The organism is Pseudomonas sp. B21-040 (assembly GCF_024748695.1).
Taxonomy (GTDB): domain Bacteria; phylum Pseudomonadota; class Gammaproteobacteria; order Pseudomonadales; family Pseudomonadaceae; genus Aquipseudomonas.
Genome location: NZ_CP087176.1, coordinates 3747168 through 3773158 on the forward strand (window position 1 = coordinate 3747168; position 25991 = coordinate 3773158).

General features: G+C 59.4%; 23 protein-coding genes. 9 read left to right on the forward strand and 14 right to left on the reverse strand.

Annotated elements, in window-relative coordinates; translation table 11 throughout:
- Positions 1-232 precede the first annotated feature (232 nt).
- Genes pepN through LOY55_RS17150 form a run of 6 tightly spaced genes read right to left on the reverse strand, consistent with a single transcriptional unit; the run spans position 233 to position 6749 of the window.
- Positions 233-2890 (reverse strand): aminopeptidase N, encoded by a 2658-nt coding sequence (gene pepN, locus LOY55_RS17125; RefSeq protein ID WP_258665909.1) that lies wholly within the window; start codon positions 2888-2890, stop codon positions 233-235.
- 10 nt (positions 2891-2900) lie between these two features.
- Positions 2901-3731, reverse strand: coding sequence for a DUF2797 domain-containing protein (locus LOY55_RS17130; RefSeq protein WP_258665911.1), 831 nt, complete (start codon positions 3729-3731; stop codon positions 2901-2903).
- A complete protein-coding gene (locus LOY55_RS17135; RefSeq protein WP_046032129.1) occupies positions 3728-3988 on the reverse strand; it encodes a YeaC family protein in 261 nt (86 codons plus the stop codon). The genes LOY55_RS17130 and LOY55_RS17135 overlap by 4 nt, the downstream gene beginning before the upstream one ends.
- Positions 3989-4021: 33 nt before the next feature.
- A complete protein-coding gene (locus tag LOY55_RS17140; RefSeq protein WP_046032128.1) occupies positions 4022-4891 on the reverse strand; it encodes a rhomboid family intramembrane serine protease in 870 nt (289 codons plus the stop codon).
- Positions 4888-5862, reverse strand: a complete 975-nt coding sequence (locus LOY55_RS17145) for a metallophosphoesterase (RefSeq protein ID WP_408981000.1) — start codon at positions 5860-5862, stop codon at positions 4888-4890. Before LOY55_RS17145 ends, LOY55_RS17140 begins: the two co-directional genes overlap by 4 nt.
- Positions 5859-6749: an NAD(+) kinase gene (locus tag LOY55_RS17150; RefSeq protein WP_027923400.1), complete on the reverse strand. Its 891-nt coding sequence runs from the start codon at positions 6747-6749 to the stop codon at positions 5859-5861. The genes LOY55_RS17145 and LOY55_RS17150 overlap by 4 nt, the downstream gene beginning before the upstream one ends.
- A gap of 108 nt (positions 6750-6857) precedes the next feature.
- Between LOY55_RS17150 and LOY55_RS17155 the strand changes: the two genes are divergently transcribed.
- The gene (locus LOY55_RS17155; protein WP_046032126.1) at positions 6858-7808 is read left to right on the forward strand and encodes a DUF1853 family protein; all 951 of its coding nucleotides are present in this window, start codon (positions 6858-6860) and stop codon (positions 7806-7808) included.
- A 129-nt stretch (positions 7809-7937) separates the two neighbouring features.
- Here LOY55_RS17155 and LOY55_RS17160 read toward each other — a convergent pair whose 3' ends face one another.
- Together LOY55_RS17160 and LOY55_RS17165 are read right to left on the reverse strand one after the other, a co-directional pair.
- Positions 7938-9221 (reverse strand): arsenic transporter, encoded by a 1284-nt coding sequence (locus tag LOY55_RS17160; RefSeq protein ID WP_046032125.1) that lies wholly within the window; start codon positions 9219-9221, stop codon positions 7938-7940.
- A gap of 177 nt (positions 9222-9398) precedes the next feature.
- Complete coding sequence (locus LOY55_RS17165) at positions 9399-10502, reverse strand: DUF2855 family protein (RefSeq protein WP_046032124.1); 1104 nt, start codon at positions 10500-10502, stop codon at positions 9399-9401.
- A gap of 55 nt (positions 10503-10557) precedes the next feature.
- Here LOY55_RS17165 and LOY55_RS17170 point away from each other — a divergent pair, with 55 nt between their 5' ends.
- On the forward strand, positions 10558-11217 hold the full coding sequence (locus LOY55_RS17170; RefSeq protein ID WP_109786539.1) for a TetR/AcrR family transcriptional regulator: 660 nt from the start codon (positions 10558-10560) through the stop codon (positions 11215-11217).
- A 115-nt stretch (positions 11218-11332) separates the two neighbouring features.
- Here LOY55_RS17170 and LOY55_RS17175 read toward each other — a convergent pair whose 3' ends face one another.
- Positions 11333-11893 (reverse strand): NADPH-dependent FMN reductase, encoded by a 561-nt coding sequence (locus LOY55_RS17175; RefSeq protein ID WP_046032122.1) that lies wholly within the window; start codon positions 11891-11893, stop codon positions 11333-11335.
- Positions 11894-12069: 176 nt separating this feature from the next.
- On the opposite strand from LOY55_RS17175, the gene LOY55_RS17180 reads away from it, so the two are divergent.
- Positions 12070-12330, forward strand: coding sequence for a hypothetical protein (locus tag LOY55_RS17180; RefSeq protein WP_046032121.1), 261 nt, complete (start codon positions 12070-12072; stop codon positions 12328-12330).
- An 88-nt stretch (positions 12331-12418) separates the two neighbouring features.
- Positions 12419-13312 (forward strand): LysR family transcriptional regulator, encoded by an 894-nt coding sequence (locus LOY55_RS17185; protein WP_223523555.1) that lies wholly within the window; start codon positions 12419-12421, stop codon positions 13310-13312.
- On the opposite strand, the gene LOY55_RS17190 is transcribed toward LOY55_RS17185, so the two are convergent.
- The 5 genes from LOY55_RS17190 to LOY55_RS17210 form a co-directional block, all read right to left on the reverse strand.
- Entirely contained in the window at positions 13278-13892 is a 615-nt protein-coding gene (locus tag LOY55_RS17190) for a GNAT family N-acetyltransferase (protein ID WP_223523557.1), read from the reverse strand. The genes LOY55_RS17185 and LOY55_RS17190 overlap by 35 nt on opposite strands.
- 14 nt (positions 13893-13906) lie before the next feature.
- On the reverse strand, positions 13907-16162 hold the full coding sequence (locus LOY55_RS17195; RefSeq protein WP_109786541.1) for an Orn/Lys/Arg decarboxylase N-terminal domain-containing protein: 2256 nt from the start codon (positions 16160-16162) through the stop codon (positions 13907-13909).
- 136 nt (positions 16163-16298) lie between these two features.
- A complete protein-coding gene (gene dnaQ, locus LOY55_RS17200; RefSeq protein WP_046032117.1) occupies positions 16299-17057 on the reverse strand; it encodes a DNA polymerase III subunit epsilon in 759 nt (252 codons plus the stop codon).
- Between the two features lie 204 nt (positions 17058-17261).
- A complete protein-coding gene (gene rnhA, locus LOY55_RS17205; protein WP_007944583.1) occupies positions 17262-17714 on the reverse strand; it encodes a ribonuclease HI in 453 nt (150 codons plus the stop codon).
- 92 nt (positions 17715-17806) lie between these two features.
- Positions 17807-18565 (reverse strand): methyltransferase domain-containing protein, encoded by a 759-nt coding sequence (locus tag LOY55_RS17210; RefSeq protein WP_046032116.1) that lies wholly within the window; start codon positions 18563-18565, stop codon positions 17807-17809.
- Positions 18566-18630: 65 nt separating this feature from the next.
- Here LOY55_RS17210 and gloB point away from each other — a divergent pair, with 65 nt between their 5' ends.
- From gloB to LOY55_RS17235, 5 genes are all read left to right on the forward strand, one after another.
- Positions 18631-19398, forward strand: coding sequence for a hydroxyacylglutathione hydrolase (gene gloB / locus LOY55_RS17215; protein ID WP_046032115.1), 768 nt, complete (start codon positions 18631-18633; stop codon positions 19396-19398).
- 99 nt (positions 19399-19497) lie between these two features.
- Positions 19498-20940 carry a transglycosylase SLT domain-containing protein gene (locus LOY55_RS17220; protein WP_109786544.1) on the forward strand — a complete coding sequence of 481 codons (1443 nt, stop codon included), beginning with the start codon at positions 19498-19500 and terminating at the stop codon, positions 20938-20940.
- A gap of 319 nt (positions 20941-21259) precedes the next feature.
- Positions 21260-23074: an extracellular solute-binding protein gene (locus LOY55_RS17225; protein ID WP_408981001.1), complete on the forward strand. Its 1815-nt coding sequence runs from the start codon at positions 21260-21262 to the stop codon at positions 23072-23074.
- Positions 23071-24912 (forward strand): extracellular solute-binding protein, encoded by a 1842-nt coding sequence (locus tag LOY55_RS17230; protein WP_046032112.1) that lies wholly within the window; start codon positions 23071-23073, stop codon positions 24910-24912. Before LOY55_RS17225 ends, LOY55_RS17230 begins: the two co-directional genes overlap by 4 nt.
- Positions 24913-24916: 4 nt before the next feature.
- A complete protein-coding gene (locus LOY55_RS17235) occupies positions 24917-25990 on the forward strand; it encodes a microcin C ABC transporter permease YejB (protein WP_046032111.1) in 1074 nt (357 codons plus the stop codon).
- Position 25991: the final 1 nt, after the last annotated feature.

Consider the following 25991-nt stretch of genomic DNA (forward strand, 5'->3'; position numbering starts at 1 on the left):
GGAACGCCGAGCTTTAGCGAGGGGCCGGACGCTCGGGGCGAGCCTTTTTTTGCTTACTTTTTTTTGGCGTTTGAAAAAAAAGTGAGTCGCCGTAAGGGCGAAACCCTAAGTGGCCGTTACCGCAGCAACGGATATGTACACAACGAACAAGAACATGGTCGGCCCAAAGGCCGCCACGGCAGAAAAGCCAGCCCCACAGGTTCCGAGTGAACCCGTGGGATCAAAGCCAGCCTCAAGCCAGGCTTTTGCTGACCACTTCAAACACATCGCTGGACAGCTGACCCGAAGCACGAATGCGCTCCAGCTCACCTTTCATCAACGCCTGACGCGCATCGTCATACTTGCGCCAGCGAGTCAGCGGCGCCAACTGGCGCGAAGCGATCTGCGGATTAAACCCGTTCAACTCGATCACCAGATCCGCGAGGAAGCGATACCCCGAACCATCCGCCGCATGGAAGTTGATCAGGTTCTGCCCGGCAAACGCACCGACCAGCGCCCGCACCTTGTTCGGGTTCTTCATGTTGAACGCCGGATGCTGCATCAACTGACGCACACGCTCCAGACCACCCGGCAACGCACTGCCCGCCTGAACGCTGAACCACTGATCCATGACCAGCGGATTGTCCTTGAAGTGCTCGGCAAAACTCGCCAGCGCCTTGGCTTTCTCTGCTTCAAACGACGAATTGACCAGCACCGCCAACGCCGTCAGGCGCTCGGTCATGTTGTCGCTCGCCTCGAACTGTTCAAGCGTCGCCGCCAACACTTGCGGTTTAGCGCTCAACATCAGGTACGACAGCGCAATGTTCTGCAACGCGCGACGAGCGAAGTGCTCGGCCTCGGCCACGTACGGGGTTTTCTTCGACAGCTCGCGATTGGCCTGATAACGCAGCCACAACGCCTCGAACAACCCTTCAGCCAATTGCTTGCGAGCAAACTCACGGGCAATGTGAATCGCATCGACATCAGCCACTTCGCTGATTTCAGTCAGGTACGCCTCACCCGGCAACGAAAGCATTTCCGCGACCATGGCCTGGTCCAGCGTCTCGTCGGACAGCACGGTGCGCAACGCCGACACCAGGCGCTGATCCAGCACCAAGGCTTCGCCGGCCTGGTGTTGGGCGATCAGCTCTTGCAGCACTTGCACCGACAATTGCTGGCCCGCATCCCAGCGGTTGAAGCCGTCGCTGTCATGCTGCATCAGGAACATCAGTTGATCGCGGTTGTACGGGAAGCTCAGTTTGACCGGCGCCGAGAAACCACGCAGCAATGAAGGCAACGGCTGTTCAGCGATGTCGACGAAGGTGAAGGTCTGCTCGGCTTCAATCACCGAGATCACCCGCGACGTGCCCTGAGCGCAGGCTTCGCCGGACAGGCGCAAGGCAATCGCCGCACCTTTGGCGTCCAGCAGGCCCAATTCCACAGGAATCACGAACGGCAGTTTTTCAACCTTGTCCGGGGTCGCCGGGCAGCTTTGACGGAACGTCAGGCTGTAGGTTTTCGCCGCCGCATCGTACGACTCGCTAACGACCAGACGCGGGGTACCGGCCTGGCTGTACCAGCGCTTGAACTGGGTCAGGTCGACACCGTTGGCGTCCTCCATCGCCTTGATGAAGTCGTCGCAGGTCACGGCCTGGCCGTCGTGGCGGTCGAAATACAGGTCGCTGCCCTTACGGAAACCTTCGGCGCCGAGCAAGGTGTGGATCATGCCGACCACTTCCGAACCCTTTTCGTACACGGTCAGGGTGTAGAAGTTGGAAATTTCGATGAAGCTGTCCGGCCGCACGGCGTGAGCCATGGGGCCTGCGTCTTCGGCGAACTGGTGCGTGCGCAGGTAAGCCACGTCCTGGATGCGCTTGACCGTGGCCGAGTTCATGTCCGAGGAGAACCCGGCATCGCGGAACACGGTGAAGCCTTCCTTCAGCGACAACTGGAACCAGTCGCGGCAGGTCACGCGGTTGCCCGACCAGTTGTGGAAGTATTCGTGGGCGACAATGGCTTCGACGCGCTGGTGCGCGGCGTCGGTTGCGGTTTCGGCGCGGGCCAGCACGGCGCTGGAGTTGAAGATGTTGAGGCCCTTGTTCTCCATGGCGCCCATGTTGAAGTCGTTGACCGCGACAATCATGAAGATGTCCAGGTCGTACTCGCGACCGTACACTTCTTCATCCCAGCGCATCGACTTCTTCAGGCTGTTCATGGCGTGCTGGCACTTGTCGATGTTTTCCGGCTCGACGTAGATACGCAATGCCACGGAACGCTCGGTCATGGTGGTGAAGGTGTCTTCGACGCACCACAAATCACCGGCCACCAGCGCGAACAGGTACGCCGGTTTCATGAACGGGTCTTCCCAGGTCGCCCAGTGCCGGCCGTCTTCGCCGGGACCGCTGGAAATTGGATTGCCGTTGGACAGCAGCACCGGATAGCTGTGTTGTTCGGCGACGACCGTGGTGGTGAACTTGCTCATCACGTCCGGGCGGTCGAGGTAATAGGTGATCTTGCGGAAGCCTTCGGCTTCGCACTGGGTGCAGAACATGCCGCTGGATTTATACAAACCTTCCAGCGCGGTGTTGGTTTCCGGGTGGATCTTGACGCTGGTATCGACCGTGAAGGTGGTGCTGGTCGGGTGCAGGGTCAGATGATTTTCCGTCAACTGATAGTCGCTTTCGCTCAGCTCGCGATCAGCCAGGGTCACCGATAGCAGCTCCAACTGCTGGCCGTCCAGTACCAGCGGCGGCAGGCCCGGGCCGCGCTCGGGATTGCGGCGCATCACCAGTTGCGCATGGACCAGGCTGTGGTCCTCGAACAACTCGAAGGTCAGGTGCGTCTCGTCGATCAGGTACTCGGGCGCCTGATAGTCTTTCAGGTAAATCATCTTCGGTTGTTCGGTGCGCATGCTGGAGTCCTTACTGATGCACGGCGAGCTGATAAGCCGTGTATTTACGAATATTGATCACGCCAGTGTCGAAGATCAGGTATTGGCCCTTGACCCCCAGCAGCGTGCCTTCGGCAATCGGGTTCTTGTCCAGGTTGAAGCTGACGATCTTGGCCGGGTACTGCTCGACCGGATAACGGATCTCGAGCGTTTCTACGTCGGCAATGGTCTGGATCGCTTGCAGGCCAAATCGTTCCTGCAATGTTTTCAAGCCCTCGGCGCAGCTATCAAACAGTTGGTCGCGAACCTCGGCCAGGTCCACCGACGCCGCCTCGCCCTTGAGCAACGCACGCCAGTTGGTTTTGTCCGCCACTTGACTGCGGAACAGGTCTTCGACGAACCCCGACTGCTGACGGGTCGACACGCGCATGATCGGCAACGCCTGACGGGCGCCCTGATCGATCCAGCGGGTCGGCAGTTGGGTAGCGCGGGTAATCCCGACTTTCACCCCCGACGAATTGGACAGGTACACGATGTGATCGGTCATGCAGAACTGTTCGCCCCATGCCGGCTCACGGCAAGTACCAGCGTCGTAATGGCAACGCTCCGGGCTCATGATGCAGAGGTCGCACTGCGCCAGTTTGGTCATGCACGGGTAGCAATACCCTTGGCTGAAACTGGTTTTGGTCTTGCGTCCGCAATGGGTGCAATGAATCGCCCCCAGGTATTCCAGGCGCACGGTAGTGCCGATCAATGGATTGACCGGCACCTCGACATCACCCAGACGCAATGCGTACTGCACGTCGGACCCGTCAAGACGCGCCGACATTTTACTGATTGCACCACGGCCAATCTCGATCAATGGACGGCATCCGATTTGAACAGAATATTGGGTATTTCAATCGATTTGGAGCCGCATTCCTGCACCCCCATGAAGCCCGTCCGCTCTTCTTCGGGCAGGTTCTGGATTTCCCAGGCGATCATCGCTTGCAACGACAGCTCGCGTTGTTCGGCGGTGAGTTTGCCACCGTCGGACCATTTGCCGATTTCCACCGCCAGTTTCAGGCTCTGGTAGATATCGGGGGTGATGTTTTTGATCATTTCGTTAAAAGAGGACATCAGGGTCTCCGCGCGATTGAATACGTAACTTGTTTAGACGGCCAGTTTACGGCGGTTGTACAAACCACCCAACAAACCGGTCAGGCATCCGACGAGCAACCCGCTGACGTGGGCCGCATTGGCGATCTCACCGAAACCGATCATCGAGATCAGCCCGGACATACACAGCACCAGCCACACCAACATCATCACCAACACACCACGCGGCAGGCGATAAGCCGGGTTCGGCGACAACAACTGGAAGATCCAGCAATGCCCGAGCAGGCCGTACAGTACGCCGGACAAGCCGCCGAACAAGGTCGGGCCGCTGAAAAAATACTGCGCGTAGTTGGACACCAGGCTGAACAGCAGCGTCAGGCCGATCAGGTTGATGCTGCCCTGTCGCGATTCGATACGCCGACCCAGTTCCCAGTACCACATGCCGTTCATGGCCAGGTGCAAGATGCCGAAGTGGATCAGCATCGGCGTCATCAGGCGCCACCACTGCCCCGCCGCCAGGCTGTCGGCCAACGGGACGAAATGGATGTATTCGCCCACCACGCGGAAATCGAGGAAGGTCAGCCAGCGCATCGTGTCGAGGTTTTCGCCCAACAACGTCACCGCGCCGACGAGGATGCTCAGCAGCAAAACCGCCGCGGTGGCCTTGGCATAGCGAAGTTGTTCGACGAAACCGGGGCGTTGGGTCGTTTGCGCCACCGGAATGTCCAGTTGCTGATCGGGATCACCGGCCGGAAAGCGTTCGTACAACGAGCGCACGTCTTCGCTGATATTGGCCGGCACCCAGAGCACCTGTTCGCCCGACTCTTCGCTGACGCGATGCGGCACCTGCATGCGCTGCAGCAATTTGACGAACCCGCTCAAGTCCACCGCCAGTGGCAGACGCAATACGGCAACAGCACTCATTGCAGCACCTCCGGCCGTTCGACATCGACCCAGACAAATTTGTGCGGATCGAGACGGGTCTCCTGATCCAGGCGATAGGCGACCAGTTTGCCGTAGAGCACTGCGCTGTAATCCAGACAGGCCAGGTTCGGGCGAATCGGTGCCGGTTTGCCGCTGCGCCAGTAGTGGCCAACGAACAACAGTGGCTCATCGATCCCATAGCGCAGCAACGTGTTCTTTTCCGTGGAAGACAGTGGCGTCTGCGCCACCGGCTCAGGCAATGCGTCCGGTTGGAACACGATGTCTCCGTAGGTTTGCGGGTCGTCTTCCCAGAACTTGGTGCGAAAGAACGAACGCACCAGACCGTCGCCGCTGGTCATGGTCAAGCCATGGGGCAAGCGCATGTCGGTGCCGCGCAGCAGCCGGTCGAACACGGTGCAGGCGAAACTGCCGGGCACGGCCGATGCCTGAAGGAAATGCTCATCGACGCAGCCATTGGGGAACAGCCCGCGCAACGGCTCGATCAGGCCCGAATCCCAGCAGGCATGCACCACCCGGAAGCGCCCGGCATCGATAAACAACGGCAACTCGTAGAACCATTGCAGGAAGTCATGCCAGTCGCCGGGATGATCTTCGAACTGGCTGAGGGTTTCGCCCAGTAACCGGGCATGGCGCGGCGTGTGCTCACGGACAAACTGTTTGCCGCTGCCCGGTGGCGCCGGGGTGCTCCAGCCCAGCGCGTTGAATTCATGGTTGCCCATGATGCACAGCGCCTGGCCGGCCTCGACCATGTCATGGACGATGTGCAGCGCCTCGCGAATGCGCGGGCCGCGGTCGATGATGTCGCCGACGAACACGGCCATGCGCGATGGATGCCGCCAGACGCCACCTTGTTTGTGATAACCGAGCCGGTCGAGCAAGTGCTCAAGGGTCAGAGCGCAACCGTGCACGTCACCGATCAGGTCGTAGCTACGCGCGGGATCGAGCATCAGTCGCCTCCACCACCCAATCGGCTGCCCCAACCGAGCTTGGTCCGGCAGACTTCATAGTAATTGTGGTCAAGGGGGTGGATCAGCCGCAACTTCTGCGCTTTTTTGCTGATGGTGATGGTGTCACCCGGTGCGCAGGTGAAGTGGTTCTGCCCGTCACAGGAGACTTGCGGGTAAATCTGCATATCTTTGGACACGACGATTTTCAGCTCACTGTTGCCATCGACCACTATCGGCCTACCCGACAAGGTATGGGGGTACATCGGCACAATCACAATAGCGTCAAGCTTGGGATGCATGATCGGTCCACCCGCTGACAGCGCGTAGGCGGTCGAACCGGTAGGCGTCGCGACGATCAGGCCGTCGGCCTTCTGGCTGCAAACGAACTGGCCGTCGATGTACAGCTCGAACTCGATCATCCGCGTCGATTTGCCGGGGTGCAGCACCACGTCGTTCAGCGCATCACCCTGGCCGATGGCTTCAGCGTGACGGCGGACTTCGGCTTGCAGCAGGAAGCGGTTTTCCACCAGGTAGTGCCCGTCGAGCACTTCGGCGACTTTGACTTCCAGTTCATCAGGGCGAATATCGGTCAGGAAACCGAGGCTGCCACGGTTGATGCCAAGCACCGGGATATTGTGCTTGGCCAGCGCCCGGGCGGCGCCCAGCAGGCTGCCGTCACCGCCGACCACAATCACCATGTCACAGACTTCGCCGAGCATCTTGCGTGACGAGGTTTGCAGGCCATGCCCCGGAAGGACTTCGGCGATGGTGTCCTCAAGGATCACGTGCAAGTGACGATCGAGCAGAAACCGTTTCAGTCGGCGGACGGTATCCAGCACCTGAGAACTGCCCAGGCGACCGATGATGCCAATATTACGAAATTGCTCCATGGTGTTCCTGCAAGGACGGCGAAAAAGGCGATTATGGGCGAAAGCGCGGGATAGACAAAATCCTTTCAGCCACAAGGGTGTACTCATGTTTAGGGCTATGCTCGCAAGATGATCCTATTTCCCGATTTGCTCACGTTGCCCCATCAGTTGCGCCACCCCGAAGTGCGCGACCTGGCGTGGGTCATCCTCGCACCGCCGATGCTCCTCGATACGCCGTGGCCGCAACGTCATCCGCTGGCCGGCAGCGAGTGGGTGCAACAACCGGAACACCTGGAGCGCTGGTTGCGGCAACTGGACCGCGACAGTTATGACTTGTTGCACTGGCTGTCCCAGGCCCGAACCCGGCGTTTAGGCCTGTACTACGAACGGTTATGGCAATACGCGGTGCGGCACGCCCCGGGGATCGAGCTGATTGCCGCCAACCTGCCGATCAGACGTGAAGGGCATACGCTGGGCGAGCTGGACATGTTGCTGCGCGACCGCGACGGTGTGCATCACCTGGAACTGGCGATCAAGCTCTATCTCGGACCGCAAAATGGTAACGGGCAAGACACCGCGCAGTGGCTCGGTCCCGGTTGTCATGATCGGCTGGACCGCAAACTGGCGCACCTGACTCAGCATCAACTGCCCATTTCTGCCCGTACCGACAGTCGCGAAGTGCTCGCGGCCCTCGATATCCAGCAGTTCAGTGCGCACTTGTGGCTCGGCGGTTACCTGTTGTATCCGTGGCCCGGACACGCCGAGCCACCCGACGGTGCGCATCCGCAGCATTTGCGCGGTAGCTGGCTGCATCAGAAAGACTGGGCAGACTTTGTCGTGCGACGGCCTTACGGCCGATGGCAACCCCTGCCCCGCCATGCCTGGCTGGCGCCGGCGCATTATCCCGCAGAACAGACATGGAGCCCGGAACAACTGAGCGCCTGGCTGAGCGACCTCCAACCCCAGGCCCCGGCGCAGTTGATGGTGCGCCTGACCGAAAATACCGAAGGGGATTGGGAGGAAGCGGAACGGTTGTTTCTGGTGGCGGATCTTTGGCCGAATGTGCCGGGCAGTGGTTGAGATTGGTAGTGGCAGATATGGCCCCATCGCGGGCAAGCCTTGCTCGTACGGGTCGTGTGTCAATCGCAAAATTCGTGATCGACCCGATCCTGTAGGAGCAAGGCTTGCCCGCGATGAGGCCAACTCGATTTAAATCGTCAACCGCACCGCCAGCGCCGCCAACGTCACCAACAACACCGGCACCGTCAGAACAATCCCGACCTTGAAGTAATAACCCCAGCCGATCCGGATACTCTTGCGCTCCAGCACATGCAGCCACAATAACGTCGCCAGACTGCCAATCGGCGTGATTTTCGGCCCCAGATCGCTACCAATGACGTTGGCATAAATCATCGCCTCCTTCACCACGCCGCTGGCCTGGCTCGCATCGATCGACAGCAAACCGATCAGTACCGTCGGCAAATTGTTCATGATCGACGACAAAATTGCCGTCAGCACACCCGTGCCCAGGGCCGCGCCCCAGACACCGTACTGTGCAAACCCGTCCAGCCAGCCCGCCAGATACCCGGTCAGCCCGGCATTTCGCAAGCCATACACCACGAGGTACATGCCCAGCGAGAAAATCACGATCTGCCACGGTGCTTCTTTCATCACCTTGCGCGTGGAAATTTTGTGGCCACGGGCAGCGATTGCCAGCAGCAGCGCGGCGCACACCGCAGAAATGGCGCTGATCGGAATGCCCAGCGGTTCCAGGGCAAAACACCCCACTAACAGAATCACCAGCACCGCCCATCCGGCGTAAAACGTCGCCTTGTCATGGATCGCAGTGGCGGGATGATCCAATTGCTCGGGGTCGTAATTCCTGGGAATGTCTCTGCGAAAGAACCACATCAGCATCGCCAACGTTGCCGCGACGCTCACCAGGTTGACCGGGATCATCACCGCCGCATACCGATTGAAGGTGATATGGAAGAAGTCGGCGGACACAATGTTCACCAGGTTCGACACCACCAGCGGCAGGCTCGCCGTGTCGGCGATGAAACCGGCGCCCATCACGAACGCCAGCGTCGCCGCCGGAGAAAATCGCAATGCCAACAGCATCGAGATCACGATGGGTGTGAGAATCAACGCCGCGCCATCATTGGCGAACAATGCCGACACCAACGCACCAAGCAGCACCATATAAGCAAAAAGCTTGCGTCCACTGCCCCGCCCCCAGCGGGCCACATGCAAGGCAGCCCAGGCAAAAAAGCCCGCCTCGTCCAGCAACAGGCTGATGATGATCAGCGCGACGAAGGTGCCGGTGGCGTTCCAGATGATCTGCCACACAATGGGGATATCGCTTAGCTGCACGACACCAAATATCAGTGCCAGCACCGCCCCGAAGACTGCACTCCAGCCGACACCCAGGCCTTTGGGTTGCCAGATCACCAGCGTGATGGTCAGCAGGAAAATCAGTGAAGCAGTCAGCATGCAAAGCAACCTTGTGCGCAAAAAACAAACCGCGATTCAGCCGCAACACACGAACAGAGTAAAGCCCCCATTTTCTACACAACGAATCCCGTAGCAGCTGTCGAGCAGCACGAGGCTGCGTCCGAGCGCGGACCGAGCCGGACGCAGCCTCGCGCTGCTCGTCAGCTGCTACACAGGTTACAAACGGATGACATGCCCTTGCACTGGCGCGACCTGGCCGTTGAACAACCGCGTAATCACCGTCTGCGCCGCCTCATAACCGTCGCTTTGCACCACCTCAAGCAGCGGGTTGGCGGATGCGGTCACTTGCCCATAAAACCGCTGCAAGCCATCGCCGATATGTTGGCTGACTCGCTCTGGCCCCCACTCGGCATTGCGCTTGCGCAACTGGATCGGCGCAAAAAAGAACACCGGTTGCGGGCCCTCGATGGCGCTCAGTTGTGCTTCATCCGTGCTTTGTGCCGAACCGGCGAAGCAGCTGTAAACCAGTTGTCCGGCGAATTGCTGATGCACACGATCACGCAAACCCAGGTCGCCAGAAAAATCCACGTACAGAACAGGACGGTCATTGGCCAGGCTCGGCAGCTCCTCGTAAGACACTGTTCGCTCATAACAGCCGAGCGCTTCGACGAAGGACGTGTTACCGGCCGAGGTCAGCGCAACCCGCTCGATATCGGGGTAGTTTTCCAGACACACAGCGGTGCCATAGGCGGTTTTGCTCGAAGCGCTGGAAAACACCAGCCGGGTCGCACCGAAGAATTGGTTGTCTTGCAGGAAATCCGCCAGCATTGATGAGGTCAGAAACAGCGGTTTGAGCAAGATCTGCAGGTTTTCGGTGTCATGGCTGTAGTACGGATCCCAACTGCACCGGGTGTACTGGTTATAGGCCGAGGTCAGTGCCTGCCGGTGTTCGGCGCCATCATAGAAACCTCGCTCGGTGACCCGCTCGGGGCGCATCCACAGGTGACTGGCAATCGGAAAATAGCCGTAGAAGCGCTCCCCCACCGCAACCCCTTCAACCGTCGAAGCGATCACATCGGCGAAGCCCCAGGCCGGAATGTGCCCCATTTCCGCATTCCCGGTAGGGAAAAAACCCCAGTAATTCATCGAATCGCCATACGCGGCATAAGTGATGTTGTTGGTGGTCAGCGCACAGCGGTCGATTTTCACAATCACCTCCCCTTCAGACGGAGTCAGACTGCGCTGCTCCTGCTCGATTCGACTCTGGTCGAGGGCGTTTTTGCGGGTGATCAGCCGTGTTACCGTGATCGGACTTTGCATCTTTCAGACTCCTGCTGCGAGTGAGTGGCGGGTAGCACCAGAGTAGTGGCAGCCGATGAAGAGCGGGTTCGGAAACACCAAGGGCACTGCGCCTACCCTCAATCCCCGCGCCAAACCGCTGAAACGGCCGAGCCAGTCTCGGGCGATCTTCACCGTGGATGCGATTTACGAGGCGTTTGTTCGGATTTGGCGACGTGATGGCTGGTCGGGGCTGACCACGCGCGCGGTGGCGCTGGAAGCCGGCGTTGCCATCGGTACGTTGTACGATTATTTCCCGAGCAAGGAAGCGCTGCTGTCCGGTTATGTCCGCCATTGCCTGGAGAATCTGTTGCAGCACATCGATGACCAGGTTGTACGGCCCACGCATCTGGACTGGCAAGCGCGAATCAATCGTTTGATCCGTATGACCTGCGACCCGACCGATGCTGATCAGCCGTTGTTCGACTATGAGCTGATGACCCATGAACACCAGATCGCCGAACCCAAACACCACCGGCGGGTGTTCCAGGAGCTGTCGCAGAAGTGGCGCGAAGCGTTTGCGGCGTGTAGCGATTTACCTGAGCAGCCATCAGAAACAACCATCGATGCCTGGCTGATCACCGCCTGGGGTGGCCGCCGTTATTGCGTTACCGCACAACCGGCGGCAGCGCAAACGGCTGCGTGGCTGGCGGAGATCGAGTCGATGATCCGTGGCCGATTGCTGCACACCCCCTAACCCCCAATACCCTGTAGGAGCGAGCCTGCTCGCGATAGCAGTGTGTCAGGCAAATCAATGCCAACTGACATACCGCTATCGCGAGCAGGCTCACTCCTACAGGGGGACGGTGTTGTCACTCTTTTTTGTGTTGCTCGACCCATTTTGCATAAGCGTTGATAAAACTCTGCAGGAACGGCCTGACCGACTCGGACAGCTTGCCCGCCTCGTCGAACGCCGCGCCGGCGCCTCCAAGGTAGGCTTCGGGTTGCTGCATGCATGGCACATCCAGAAACACCATGGACTGGCGCAAGTGGTGGTTCGCGCCGAATCCGCCGACAGCACCCGGCGAAGCACTGATTACCGCACCCGGTTTGCCGCTCCAGGCGCTCTGGCCATAGGGCCGCGAACCCACATCGATGGCATTCTTCAAAGGCGCCGGTACCGAACGGTTATATTCCGGGGTGACGAACAGCACTGCGTCGGATGAACGCACCTGTTGGCGGAAAGTGCTGTAGGCTGCCGGCGGTGAAGCACCATCGATGTCTTCGTTGTAGAGCGGCAGGTCGCCGATTTCAACGATTTCAAGCCTGAGATTGGCCGGTGCGAGATCGGCCAGGGCCAGCGCCACCTTGCGATTGATCGATGCCTTTCTCAAGCTGCCGACCACAACGGCGATCTTGTAGACGTTGCTCATGGAAGATGTCTCGACTGTGCGATGGAAAGAACTTGTAGTTATAGATGACGAATTACCCAGCGGGCCCTGAATTTCATCGCCCCTGACTATTTTTTTCCTGTAGGAAAACTTACTTCACCCAACCACGGTCTACAGAACCGAAAATTGAGTGATTTATCTCCAGAGGTTCTAAACAGATGGCAGCAGTACTTGTCGGTCAGTTCCATGCAAGAGATGCGGAAGGCCGTGTTTATTCAGTGCATGAGTTCCAGGAATCCACCCTGTCGGCGGACGGCCTTGGCGGCACGGAGCCTGTCACCACCTACAAACTGGCCATTGGCGATCGTGTCAAGAAGCTCGATGAAAACCAATTCCTGCTGGTGCAAGCGGACGTGACCATCGTCCGTGAACCCGACACGTATGTCGGCAGCCTGCCAGAAGTCAACGTCGCCTCATAACCGCGTGTTATGAGCAGAAGTCATATGCGCGCACTTGAGTTAGGATTCAGTCACTGATCCTCTCACCTGCTGAACATGGACTTCACGCATGCGTTTACGCCATATCGAAGTGATCCACGCGCTTGTGCAGACTGGCCACCTGGGCACCGCCGCCGAATGGCTGCAGTTGCCGGTGGCCGAGGTTGAACGCCTTTTGCGTGAGGCCGAGGGTCAGTTGGGTTTCATGCTGTTTTCCAGCGTGCGTGGACGCTTGCAGGCGACCCGCGAAGCGCGGGAACTCCAGGTCGAAATTGCCCACGTTTACGAAGCGCTTGAGCCCGTCCAGCGGCTGGCCTCCAGCCTCAAGCATTACCAGGCAGCCCCCCTTCGCATTATCTGCACCCCGCCCCTGGCCCAACAATTGTTGCCTCAAGGCATCGCTGCCCTGCGCCGACGCTTGCCCGATGCGCCGTGCAACCTGCTGAGCCAACCGACCCGCGAGATCATCAAGACCTTGTTGTTGCGCGAAAGCGACCTGGGGTTGAGCCTGCATGATCCCGATCACGCGGACATCCATTGCCAGGTCATTGCCCAAGGCAAGCTCCAGCTTCTGGCGCCCCACGGCTGGCTGCAACCCAAGCAGAAATACATTTCGTTGCAGGATCTGGCAGGTCAGTCGATGGTCGGTCTGGAAGGTCATGACCCGCTAAGCCCGGCACTGGAGAACAAACTGCAGGCCTTGCGCCCTGCCCCGGTCGTACATATCCGGGTCCAGACGCATCAGATGATGCGCAGCATGGTCGAGGCCGGTGAAGGTCTGGCGATTGTCGACCCGTTTACCGCCCTCGGCGCCAAATCCAGCGGACTGGATGTGTGTCCGCTGGCCCCGGCAGTACCGATCAGCCTCTACGCCCTGACCCTGAAAAACGGCGAACCCAACGCCGCTATTCAGACACTGCTGGACATCATTACGGAACAAGCCGCGGCGATGCTGGCGAACTGAGCGAGTCTTCCAGCGAGTTATCGAACAACCGATACCAGAACAGCGCCACTTCGGCGGTGTTCGGGTCAATCCCGCGATAACGCAAATGATCGATCCCGCCAATCACATACCCGCACCGCTCATAGAGCCGACAGGCGCCCAGATTGTTGTTCTGGGTTTCGAGCATGATGCCGGGCAGTTTTTTCTTGCGGCTCCAGAACTGGGCCACATCCAGCAGCGCTTTGGCCACGCCATGGTGCCGCGCCGGGGCATGCACCGCTAACTCGTCGATATGCGCAAAACCGTTCCAGTTGGTGCTGACCACCAGATGGCCGACCGGCTCATCGTCGAGATACGCCATGAAAATCGCGCTGTCAGCGGCATCACGGAAACTGCTGAACTCCTCCGGGTCAATGCCGTAGCACTTTCGATAAGGGATGATCGGCGTCACCGACCACTGTTCGACCGGTTTGCCAATTTCGGCAGCACCATAGGCGGCGACTTCAAAACTGAAGTCACTGCCCCAGATATAGGCCGCAAAGCCGTCATCGGCGACACGCACCGACAGGCCCGGGAACTTGGGATTGATCACAGGTTGCATGCTGGGAAAGGTCCTCACTCCTTGATGCAATCGACGGTGTAGTGCCGTCCATTGCCCTCGTCTTCGTGTTGCAAGCCATGCACATCGACGATAAATCCTGGGAAGCTACTGTCAAAAGTACGCGCAAATGAAAGGTAGTCAATGATTGACCGGGTCGCCTCGGTGAACCGCTCGCCAGGCATGATGAGCGGAATACCTGGCGGATACGGCACCAGCATGACCGCAGCGATTCGTCCGTCCAGAGCATCGATGGACACCGCCTCCACCTCGCCTCTCACTAAATGATCATAGGCGTGAGCGGGCTTCATGACGACTTCCGGCAGCACGGTGTACATGCGCTTGAGGTGCTTGGCCGTGGCATTGCTGCGATAACAGGCGTGCAATTGATCACATAAGTCGCGCAAACCCATGCCTTGATAGCGCCCGCCGCTCTGTTGTGCCACGCACGGCAGGCAGGCTGCCAGGCTGACGTTGGCGTCGTAGCTGCGCTTGAACTCCAGCAACTCGGTCAACAACGTGCTCCACTTGCCTTTGGTGATGCCCATCGAGAACAGCACGAGGAACGAATACAACCCGGTCTTCTCGACCACCAGCCCACGCTCCCAGAGGAATTTACTGACCACGGCCGCCGGAATCCCGCGCTCACTTAGCGCGCCACCTGCCGTCAAGCCTGGCATCACCAGAGTGACTTTGATCGGATCGAGCAGCACGTAATCGTCGGTCACACCGCCAAAGCCATGCCAGTCGGCGTCGGGTTGCAGCAGCCAATCCTCGGTGACCACGCGATCAATGCCTTCCACCGATGGCGGCTGCCAGATGGAAAACCACCAGTCGTCCGCCGCGATGTGCTGGCGTAGATTGGCCAGGGCGCGACGAAAGCTCAGGGCTTCGTCGAACATTTCCTGCAACAGCGAACGCCCGGCCGGCCCTTCCATCATCGCCGAGGCCACGTCCAGCGATGCAATGATGCTGTACTGCGGCGAAGTGGAGATGTGCATCATGAACGCTTCGTTGAACCGGTCGCGATCCAGTTGCCGTGCGCCACCGTCCTGGACATGAATCATCGACGCCTGGCTGAACGCTGCCAGCAACTTGTGCGTGGAGTGCGTGGTAAACACCAGCGGGCTGTCTTCGCTGCGTGAAGTACCCATGCCGTAACGCCCGGCGAAAAACTCGTGGAACGCCGCGTAGGCATACCAAGCCTCGTCGAAATGCAGCACCTCGACGCTGTTGCCCAGGTTTTGCTTGATCAATTCGGCGTTGTAGCAAAGGCCGTCGTAGGTCGAGTTGGTGATCACCGCCAATTTGACCTTCGGCGCTCGCCCCTTGGTCAGCGGGCTGGCGTCGATCTTGGCCTGGATCGACTCGCGGCTGAACTCGCTCAACGGAATCGGGCCGATGATTCCCAGTTCATTGCGCTCAGGGCACAGGTACAACGGGATGGCGCCGGTCATGATGATCGAATGCAATACCGACTTGTGGCAGTTGCGATCCACCAGCACCAGATCATCACGCGCGACCATCGAATGCCAGACGATTTTGTTGGCGGTCGAGGTACCATTGATCACGAAAAAGGTGTGATCGGCGCCGAAATTGCGCGCGGCTCGTGCTTCTGCTTCGGCCAGCGGCCCTGTGTGATCGAGCAAGGAACCCAATTCGGGAACCGACACGGATAAATCCGAACGCAGGGTATTTTCCCCGAAAAACTGGTGAAACGCTTGCCCGACGGGGCTCTTGTGATACGCCACGCCACCGCCGTGGCCCGGTGTGTGCCAGGAATAATTGGAGTCGGCGGTGTGTTGCACCAGTGCCTTGAAAAACGGTGGCAACAGTCCGTCCAGGTACTTGCGCGCAGCCCGCGCCACTTGCCGGGCCAGGAACGGCACGGTGTCCTCGAACAGGTAAAGAATCCCGCGCAGCTGATTGAGTTCGGCCATGGCATCAGCCGGGGCGTTTTCCAGGGTCACCTGCTCACCCAGGGCAAAGATCGGCAGATCCGGCGCACGCACTCGCGCCAGGCCAATCAGTTCGGCCATGTTCTGCAATAAATGGGAATGGGCGCTGGCGTCTTCAGCTGCAATTAACATGCACGAGAGGCCGTGATGGGTCGACGCAACTAGCCGCCCTTCGGTGTAATCCACCGCCGAAACAATGCTGAAGCCTTCCTGCTCCAGCTCACGGGCGATGCCCCGTACGCGGTCACCGGCGACGGTGTCGGCCTTGATGTCGCGATGGACGATCAGGACCGGGAATTTCAAGTCTTTATACATGGGGCTCAGTGTCCTGAGGCGGCAGACCATGGTCTGCCAATAACCTCAGGGTAGAGGGTTGAAGCGGATGTGGCGAGTGTCGATACATGCACGACCTGTAGCAGCTGCCGAGCACCGCGAGGCAGCTGCTACGGACTCAGGCCTGGGCCTTGGCATCCGCCAGTTGCTGCCACAGCGACGGCGCGCCGGCGGCTTTAGCGATGGCTTCCAGTCGTGCCACATGCTGGGCCAGGTCATCTTCGCTGGCGCGGATGATTCGGGCGGGGGTGCGGTCGGCCGGCAAGCGACGGATTTCGGTGGCGGAATTGTCCGCACCTTCACCGGAACCATTACCGTCGGACGCATTACCGGCCAGTGACAGGCTGGTCTGGCCGCCGGTCATGGTCAGGTAGACGTCAGCGAGAATCTCGGAGTCGAGCAAGGCGCCGTGCAGTTCACGGCCAGAGTTATCGACGCCATAACGTTTGCACAAGGCGTCGAGGCTGTTGCGCTGCCCGGGGTGACGTTCCCGGGCCATCATCAGGGTGTCCAGGATCGAGCAGTGTTGCGTGATGTCCGCGCGATCGTGCTGGCCCATCAGGGCGAATTCGTTGTTGATGAAGCCAACGTCGAACGCCGCGTTATGGATGATCAGCTGGGCGCCCTTGATGAATTCGAAGAACTCATCGGCCACTTCAGTGAAACGCGGCTTGCCCACCAGGAATTCGTTGGTGATGCCGTGGACGCCGATGGCGCCTTCGTCACTCTCGCGATCGGGTTGCAGATAAACGTGAAAATGCCGGCCCGTCAGGCGCCGACCGATCAACTCGACACAACCGATTTCGATAATCCGGTGGCCGTCGGTCACCGGCATGCCGGTGGTTTCGGTATCGAGTACAACGGATCTGGTGGCCATCAGTGTTCAGCTCTCAACGGGTCAATCGTGCAAAAGCGGCGATGTTAACACGCTCGCGGGATCAGGCGCGCACCGCCAGCTTGATGCTGCGATGCCCTGTGGGAGCCGGGCTTGCCCGCGATGCAGACGCTGCGGACTTTCAGTAAAGCCGCGTCATCGTTCATCGCGGGCAAGCCCGGTTCCCACAGGTGAACGATGGAATCATCAAGCCTGCTTGAACCCGCGCACTTCATCCACGCCACGGTTGGCCAACTGGTCCGCCCGCTCGTTACCGTGGTGACCGATGTGCCCGCGCACCCATTTCCAGGTGACGTTGTGGCGATTGACCTGCTCATCCAGCAACTTCCACAGGTCGGCGTTTTTAACCGGCTCCTTCGCTGCTGTTTTCCAGCCGCGTTTCTTCCAGTTGTCCATCCATTCGTTGATGCCTTTCATCACGTACTGGGAGTCGGTCACCAGCAGCACGTCGCAGGATCGCTTGAGTTCTTCAAGGCCACGGATCGCCCCCATCAGCTCCATGCGGTTGTTGGTGGTGTTGGCCTCGCCGCCCCACAGTTCCTTTTCAACCCCTTTGCACACCAGCAATGCACCCCAGCCACCAGGACCAGGGTTGCCTTTGCAGGCGCCATCGGTAAAGAGTTCTACGCTATCGCTCATGCCAATCTATCCAGAAAATGCGGTGGCTCGTCGATCAGTGACCGACGATGCCCGAGGCCGGGGATTGACCCGGCCGGGAATATAAAAGGGGATTACGGGTCGATACGGCGTCGATTGACCTTGGCCATCGGCAAAGGAATCAGCTTGCCCATCGGTTCGCGCCGCTCCTGACGAAGTGGACGCAGGCCGACCACGATCTTGCGCGCCACCAACAAATAGAAACCGCCACCCGACAGTTGCCAATCACCGGCCTTGCGTTCCCAACCGGCCAGACGAGCCTGCCAGGCAGGTGACGCAAGCGGCGGACGATAGCACCCGAAGCGGCGTTTCTCCAGCGCGAAACCCAACAGGTTCAACCAGTCGGCAACGCGTGAAGGCGAGATGCAACGCGCCTTGCGCATGGCGTCATGGGCGAACACATGACGCAAGCCCCACGTGCTCCAGGGATTGATCCCGATGATAAGCAAGTGCCCGCCGGGCCGCACACTGCTCGCCGCTTCCCGCAGTAACCCGTGGGGTGACAGACAGAAATCCAGGCCATGCTGCAACACCACCACATCGGCGGCGTGCTCGCTCAACGGCCACGCCTGTTCTTCACAGACGATTTCGACACCGGGCAACGGCGCCCCGAGCCGCACGTTGCGCTGCACCTGGGGTGCCGCCGGCGGGGTCTGGGCCGACGGACCGTAATGCACCAGATAGCCGCCAAAGAAGCGCCCCAACTCGTCTTCGAGCATGCGCCGCTCTTCATCCAGCAAAAATTGCCCGATAGGGCCGGACAGCCATTCACGGGCCGCGCTGATCAAGGCCAGCCACTCGGGATCAGCCTGAGCGAACGCTTTATCGGTCATTGCATTCTCCAACGCGCCAGGAAGTTCTAAGATGCGCCATTGTTTTCCGCTTGGCGAATCCGACGATGATACAGATCAGTGCCCTGCCCGCCTTCACCGACAACTACATCTGGTTGTTACAAGACCACCGCACCCAGCGCTGCGCCGTGGTCGATCCGGGCGATGCCGCGCCCGTGCAGGCCTGGCTTGCGGCGCATCCGGGGTGGGTCTTGAGCGATATTCTGATCACTCATCACCATCATGACCACGTCGGCGGCGTCGAGTCGCTGAAAAAGGCGACAGACGCGACAGTCTACGGTCCGGCCAGCGAATCCATCCCGGCCCGGGATGTCGCGCTCAAGGACAACGACAAGGTCAGCGTGCTGGGCTGGGACTTCGATGTTTTCGCCGTGCCCGGTCATACCCTGGGGCACATTGCCTACTACCATCATGGCCTGCTGTTCTGCGGTGACACGCTGTTTGCCGCCGGGTGTGGACGGTTGTTCGAAGGCACGCCCGAACAGATGCACGCCTCGCTGTCACGCCTGGCCGAATTGCCGGAAGACACGCTGGTCTATTGCACTCATGAATACACCCTGAGCAACCTGAAATTTGCGGCAGCTGTCGAACCTGACAATCCGGATACCGCCGAACGCCTGGCCAAAGTCACCCGACAGCGTGAAGCCGGGATCATCACGCTGCCTTCGACACTGGCCCTGGAAAAGCTCACCAACCCTTTTTTACGGTCCGCTGAAACATCTGTTAAAGAAAAAGTGGACGAACGGATCGGCCCCAATAACCGGGCTCCGAGTGCGGTTTTTGCGGCCTTGCGGGCTTGGAAGGATACGTTCTAAGCCGTCATCCTATTGCAATGAAAATTCTGAATGGTTGACCGCAGGGGGTACCCTTTCTAGAATCTCTCGACATTTTTGCCCGGAACTTACTTCCAGCCAATGTCGTCATCTATTCGTAAAGCCATCAATTCAGACGCATTGACCCGCTTGGCTCAAGCCATAGCGGTGGCTGTGTCCGCCACTCTGGCGGGTTGTTCCAGTCATGTGCCGCAGACCGACGCGTCACACACCCCCAATATTGCCGCCCGAGCCAAACAGAAACCCATTTGGCTCAGCGAAAAGCCCTCGCCGCAAGTCCCTCAGGATGTCTGGGAGCGCATGCGCCAGGGCTTCCAGTTGCAGGATGGTCTGGGCGTCAACCCGCGCATCGAGCAACAGCGCCTGTGGTTCGCCAGCAACCCTTCCTTCCTCGAAAACGCCGGCGAACGCGGCAGTCTCTACATTCACTACATCATCGAACGCCTTGAAGAACGCAACATGCCGCTTGAACTGGCGCTGTTGCCGGTGATTGAAAGCGCCTACAACCCGATGGCCTACTCCCGGTCCGACGCAGTGGGTCTCTGGCAATTCATCCCGTCTACCGGGCGCTACTACAACCTGCGCCAGACCCGTTTCTACGACGGCCGTCGCGACATCACCGCCTCGACCACAGCGGCGCTGGACTACCTGACCCGCCTGCACGACATGTTCAACGGTGACTGGATGCTCGCCCTCGCCGCTTACAATGCCGGTGAAGGCACGGTCAGCCGGGCGATCGAGCGCAATGAAAGGCTCGGCCTTCCGACCGATTACTGGAACCTGCCGTTGCCGTCGGAAACCCAGGCCTACGTGCCAAAACTGCTGGCCTTGTCGCAAGTGGTGCTGGCTCCCGAAGCCTACGGCGTGAACCTCAACCCGATCGCCAACGAACCGTACTTCCAGGTCGTCGAAATCAACCAGCGCATGGACCTGTCCAAGGTTGCCGCGGTGGCCAACATCGACGAAGACGAACTGTTCCAGCTCAACCCGGCCTTCAAGCAGCGCACCACGATCGACGGCCCCCAGCATCTGCTGGTGCCAACGTCCAAAGCGCAGTTGCTGACTACCAGCCTGTCGACCATGCGTCCGGAAGAGTTGATCAGCAAGAAGTCGTTCAAACCGGTCTTCGAAGGCGCCGACGAGACTCAAGTCGCCAGCATCAAGCGCGCCTACCGGGTCAAACGCGGCGATAGCCTGGGCTCCATTGCCAAGGCCAACAACGTTGACGTCAAAGACCTGCAGCGCTGGAACAAACTCTCCGGTAAAAATCTCAAGACAGGCCAGACGCTGGTGATGCAGGACACCACCAAGCGCAATAGCGGCCGCGTCAACACGGTCATCGCCGCGAACAGCAAAGCCGACAAGAAGAAACCGCAGACCCAATACAAGGTTCAGCAAGGCGACTCGTTGTACATCGTTGCCAAACGTTTCAATGTCGAGATGCAGCATCTCAAGCGCTGGAACCCGCGCGTCGGCCAGGCGTTGAAGCCTGGACAGATGCTGACGGTGTCTTCACCACGCTAAAAAACAGCCCCTGAAATCAGGGGCTTTTTTTTGCCCGAAAAACGAACCAATCTCTTGTAGCAGCCTGCGTCGGCCGGTCCGCGTTCGGGCGCAGCAGTCGTAAATTCAAACGGCGCGGTATGACTGGAAGACTGTGATTGCCGGATTACGACTGCTGCGCAGTCGGACGCAGGCTTCGCCAGCTGCTACAAGGGACCCGTAAGTCCAATTAACCCGGCATTACCCTCTGTCTTTTTCCTGTCGATACAAGCTGTTACTGTACGGCCCACAAAGCCCAAGCCGCCTGGATCGGATCTCTGACTTGAAGCGTCCCCTCCTCCTGCTCCTGATCAGCCTGGCCTTGAGCTCCACCGCAAGCGCGACGATCAGCGAAAGCCACGGTTATGCGCAGTTCGGCACGCTCAAGTACCCGGCCCGATTTACCCACTTCGACTGGGTCAACCCGCAAGCGCCCAAGGGCGGTACATTGCGGGTGATGGCGTTTGGCACCTTCGATACGCTCAATCCTTACACCTTCAAGGGCACGAGCCCGGTGACCACGCCGAATTTCCTGCAATACGGGATCAATGAGCTGAATGAACCGCTAATGGTCGGCACCGGCCAGTACGCACCGTCCGGCGACGAGCCGACTTCCAGTTATGGCCTGATCGCCCAGTCGTTGGAATACACCGAGGACCGCAGTTGGGTGGTGTTCAACCTGCGCCCCGAAGCGCGGTTCCACGATGGTTCGCCAATCACCGCGTACGACGTCGCGTTCTCCTACCGCATGCTGCTCAAGGAAGGTCATCCGCTGTACCGCACCAGCCTTCAGGAAGTGTTGCGCGTCGACATCCTCAACCCGCACCGCGTTCGTTTCGTCTTCAAGCGCGCCGGCAATCCGTTGTTGATCCTGAGGCTGGGCGAATTGCCGGTGATGTCCCGGCACTACTGGAAAGGTCGCGACTTCAAGGCCACCACCTTCGAACCACCACTGGGCAGCGGGCCGTATCGCATCACCTCGGTAACCCCCGGGCGGCAGATCGTGTTTGAGCGGGTCAAGGATTACTGGGGCAAAGACCTGGCGGTCAATCGCGGCAAGTACAACTTCGATCGTATGGAAGTCGAGTTCTACCGTGACAGCGATGTCGCCTTCGAAGCCTTCAAGGCCGGCGAGTTCGACGTTTACATCGAGCATCAGGCGAAGAACTGGGACAACGGTTACAACTTCCCGGCGGTGCGTCGCGGCGAGGTGATCAAGGTGCAGATCCCGCATCAGATCCCGACCCAGAGCCAAGGCCTGTTCATGAATACCCGACGGCCGACCTTGGCCGAAGTCAAGGTCCGGGAAGCGCTGGGCCTGATGTTTGACTTCGAGTGGACCAACCGAACGCTGTTCAGCGGGGCCTACAAGCGCGCCTTGAGTTATTACCCCAACAGCGAGTTTTCTGCGACCGGGCTGCCCGTTGGTCACGAATGGCTGATGCTCAAGCCGTATCGCGAGCAGTTGCCCGCCAAACTCTTCACCGAGCCGTTCAGCCTGCCGCAGACCGACGGCCGCGGCATTCCCCGGGAAACCCTGCGCAAAGCCCTTGGGCTGCTTGCTGAGGCCGGCTGGAAACTCAATGGCCAGCGCATACAGAACGCCGCTGGCCAACCGCTGCGATTCGAGATCCTGCTGGTCAACCCGAACCTGGAGCGCATCCTCCAGCCCTACGTCGAGAACCTCGCCAGCATGGGTATCGACGCGCGACTTCGCACCGTCGACCGCGCCCAGTACAAACAGCGCCTCGATCAGTTCGATTTCGACATGATTCTGATGACGCTCAACCAGACCCTCAGCCCGGGTCTGGAGCAGTGGCAGTATTTCCACTCCAGCCAGGTCGGAATCAAGGGCAGTAAAAACTATGCCGGTATCGCCAACCCGGTGGTCGATCATTTGCTTGAACAATTGCTCGCCGCTCAAAGCCGCGACGAACAAGTGGCCGTGGGCAAAGCGCTGGACCGCGTATTGCTGTGGCAGCACTACAGTATTCCCAACTGGTACCTCAATTATCACCGCCTGGCCTACCGTAATCGCCTGGCCTTCGTGACCACGCCGCCCTACACCCTGGGCCTGAGCGCGTGGTGGCTGAAATCTTCGGAGAAAGATCAATGAAACCCGTACGCGCCCTGCTGTTGCAGGCCAGCGGTCTGCTGTTCGCCGGGCTGGCCTGCGCCGCCCCGCAACATGCCGTGACCCTCTACAACGAGCCGCCGAAGTACCCGGCCGACTTTAAATATTTCGACTACGTGAACCCGGATGCGCCCAAGGGCGGGATCTTCCGTCAGGCCGGTTTCGGTGGCTTCGACAGTCTCAACCCGTTTATCAGCAAGGGCGTTCCGGCCGACGACATCGGCATCATCTATGACACCCTCGCCAAACAAGGGCTGGACGAGCCATTCACCGAATATGGACTGGTGGCCGGCAAGATCGAGAAAGCCCCGGATAACAGCTGGGTGCGTTTCTACCTGCGCCCCGAAGCGCGCTTCCACGACGGCCACCCGATCCGCGCCGAAGACGTGGTGTTCAGCTTCCAGATGCTGACCAAGGACGGCGCGCCGCTCTATCGCGGTTACTACAACGACGTTGCGGAAGCGGTCGCCGAAGACCCGCTGACCGTGCTGTTCAAGTTCAAACACTCCAACAACCGCGAGCTGCCCTTGATTCTCGGCCAGTTGCCGGTGCTCCCGAAACATTGGTGGGCGGACCGCGATTTCAACAAGGGCAACCTCGAAATGCCATTGGGCAGCGGCCCGTACAAAGTCAGCGAAGTGAAGGCCGGGCGCTCCATTCGCTATGAGCGGGTCAAGGATTACTGGGGCAAGGACTTGCCGGTCAATCGCGGGTTCTACAACTTCGACGTGATGCTCACCGAGTACTACCGCGACAACACCGTCGCGCTCGAAGCGCTCAAGGCCGGGCAGTTCGATTACTGGCTGGAAATGACCGCGAAGAACTGGGCCAACGCCTACAACGTCCCGGCCGTCACCGAGGGCCGACTGATCAAAGAACAAATCCCCAACGGCAACCCCACCGGCATGCAGGGTTTTGTGTTCAACCTGCGCCGCCCACTGTTCCAGGATGTACGGGTGCGCAAGGCCCTGGCGCTGCTGCTGGACTTTGAATGGACCAACAAGCAGTTGTTCAACAGCGCCTATGCGCGCACCCGCAGCTATTTCGAAAACTCGGAAATGGCCGCCACCGGCCTGCCGGATGCCGACCAACTGGCGATCCTCGATCCGTTTCGCAGCCAGATCCCCGCACAAGTGTTCAACGAAGCCTTTGAGAACCCGAAGACGGATGGCAGCGGCATGATTCGCGATCACCAGCGCGAAGCCTATCAACTGCTGCAAGAGGCCGGTTGGCGGATCGTCGATGACAAAATGGTCGATGCCACGGGCAAACCGGTGAAAATCGAATTCCTGCTGGCCCAGACCGAGTTCGAGCGTGTACTGCTGCCGTTCAAGCGCAATTTGAGCGATCTGGGGATCGACCTGGTCATCCGCCGGGTCGACGTCTCGCAATACATCAACCGCGTGCGCTCACGCGACTTCGACATGATCGTCGGCAGCTTCCCGCAGTCCGGTTCTCCGGGTAATGAACAGCGTGAATTCTGGATGTCGGCCGCCGCCGACAAACCCGGCAGTCGCAATTCGATGGGCCTCAAAGACCCGGTGGTGGACCAGTTGGTCGAGCAACTGATCAACGCCGATTCGCGCAAAAGCCTGGTGGCCCATGCCCGCGCACTGGACCGCGTCCTGCAATGGGGTTATTACGTGATCCCCAACTGGCATATCAAGACGTGGCGCGCGGCGTACTGGAACCACATCGGTCATCCAAAAATTTCACCCAAGTACGACATCGGCATCAACACCTGGTGGATCAAGCCGGATGCGAAACCGGCAATAGAAGTCGAAATCAAACTGCAAGCCGACCCTGTGGGCACGGAGTAATCAGATGCTGGCGTATATTTTTCGGCGACTGCTGCTGATCATTCCGACCTTGTTCGGCATTTTGCTGATCAACTTCGTGATCATCCAGGCCGCGCCCGGCGGCCCGGTAGAGCAGATGATCGCCAAGCTCGAAGGCTTCGAAGGCGCCACCAGCCGCATCGCTGGTGGCGGTGCCGAAGTGTCGGTGGCCGGTTCCGCCTATCGCGGCGCCCAAGGCCTGGACCCGGCGCTGGTCAAGGAAATCGAGCACATGTACGGCTTCGACAAGTCGGCGCCGGAACGCTTGTGGATCATGGTCAAGAACTACGCCTCACTGGATTTCGGCGACAGCTTCTTTCGCGACGCCAAGGTCATCGACCTGATCAAGGAAAAGATGCCGGTGTCGATCTCGCTCGGGTTATGGAGCACGCTGATCATGTACCTGGTGTCGATCCCGCTGGGGATCGCCAAGGCCACCCGGCATGGCAGCCACTTCGACGTCTGGACCAGTTCGGCGATCATCGTCGGCTACGCAATCCCGGCCTTCCTGTTTGCGATCCTGCTGATCGTGGTGTTCGCCGGCGGCAGCTATTTTGACTGGTTCCCGTTGCGCGGCCTGACGTCGAACAATTTCGATGAGCTGAGCATGGGCGGCAAGGTCCTCGATTACTTCTGGCACCTGGCGCTCCCCGTCACGGCGCTGGTGATCGGCAACTTCGCGACCATGACCCTGCTGACCAAAAACAGCTTTCTCGATGAAATCAACAAGCAGTACGTGGTCACCGCCAAAGCCAAAGGCCTGACCCGTCATCGCGTGCTCTACGGCCATGTGTTCCGCAATGCGATGTTGCTGGTGATCGCGGGGTTCCCGTCGGCCTTCATCGGCATCTTCTTTACCGGCTCGTTGCTGGTGGAAGTGATTTTCTCCCTCGACGGCCTCGGTTTGATGAGCTTTGAAGCCGCGATCAACCGCGATTACCCGGTGGTGTTCGGCACGCTGTTTATCTTCACCTTGCTGGGCCTGGTGGTGAAACTCATCGGCGACCTCACCTACACCTTTGTCGATCCGCGCATCGACTTCGAAAGCCGGGAGCATTGAG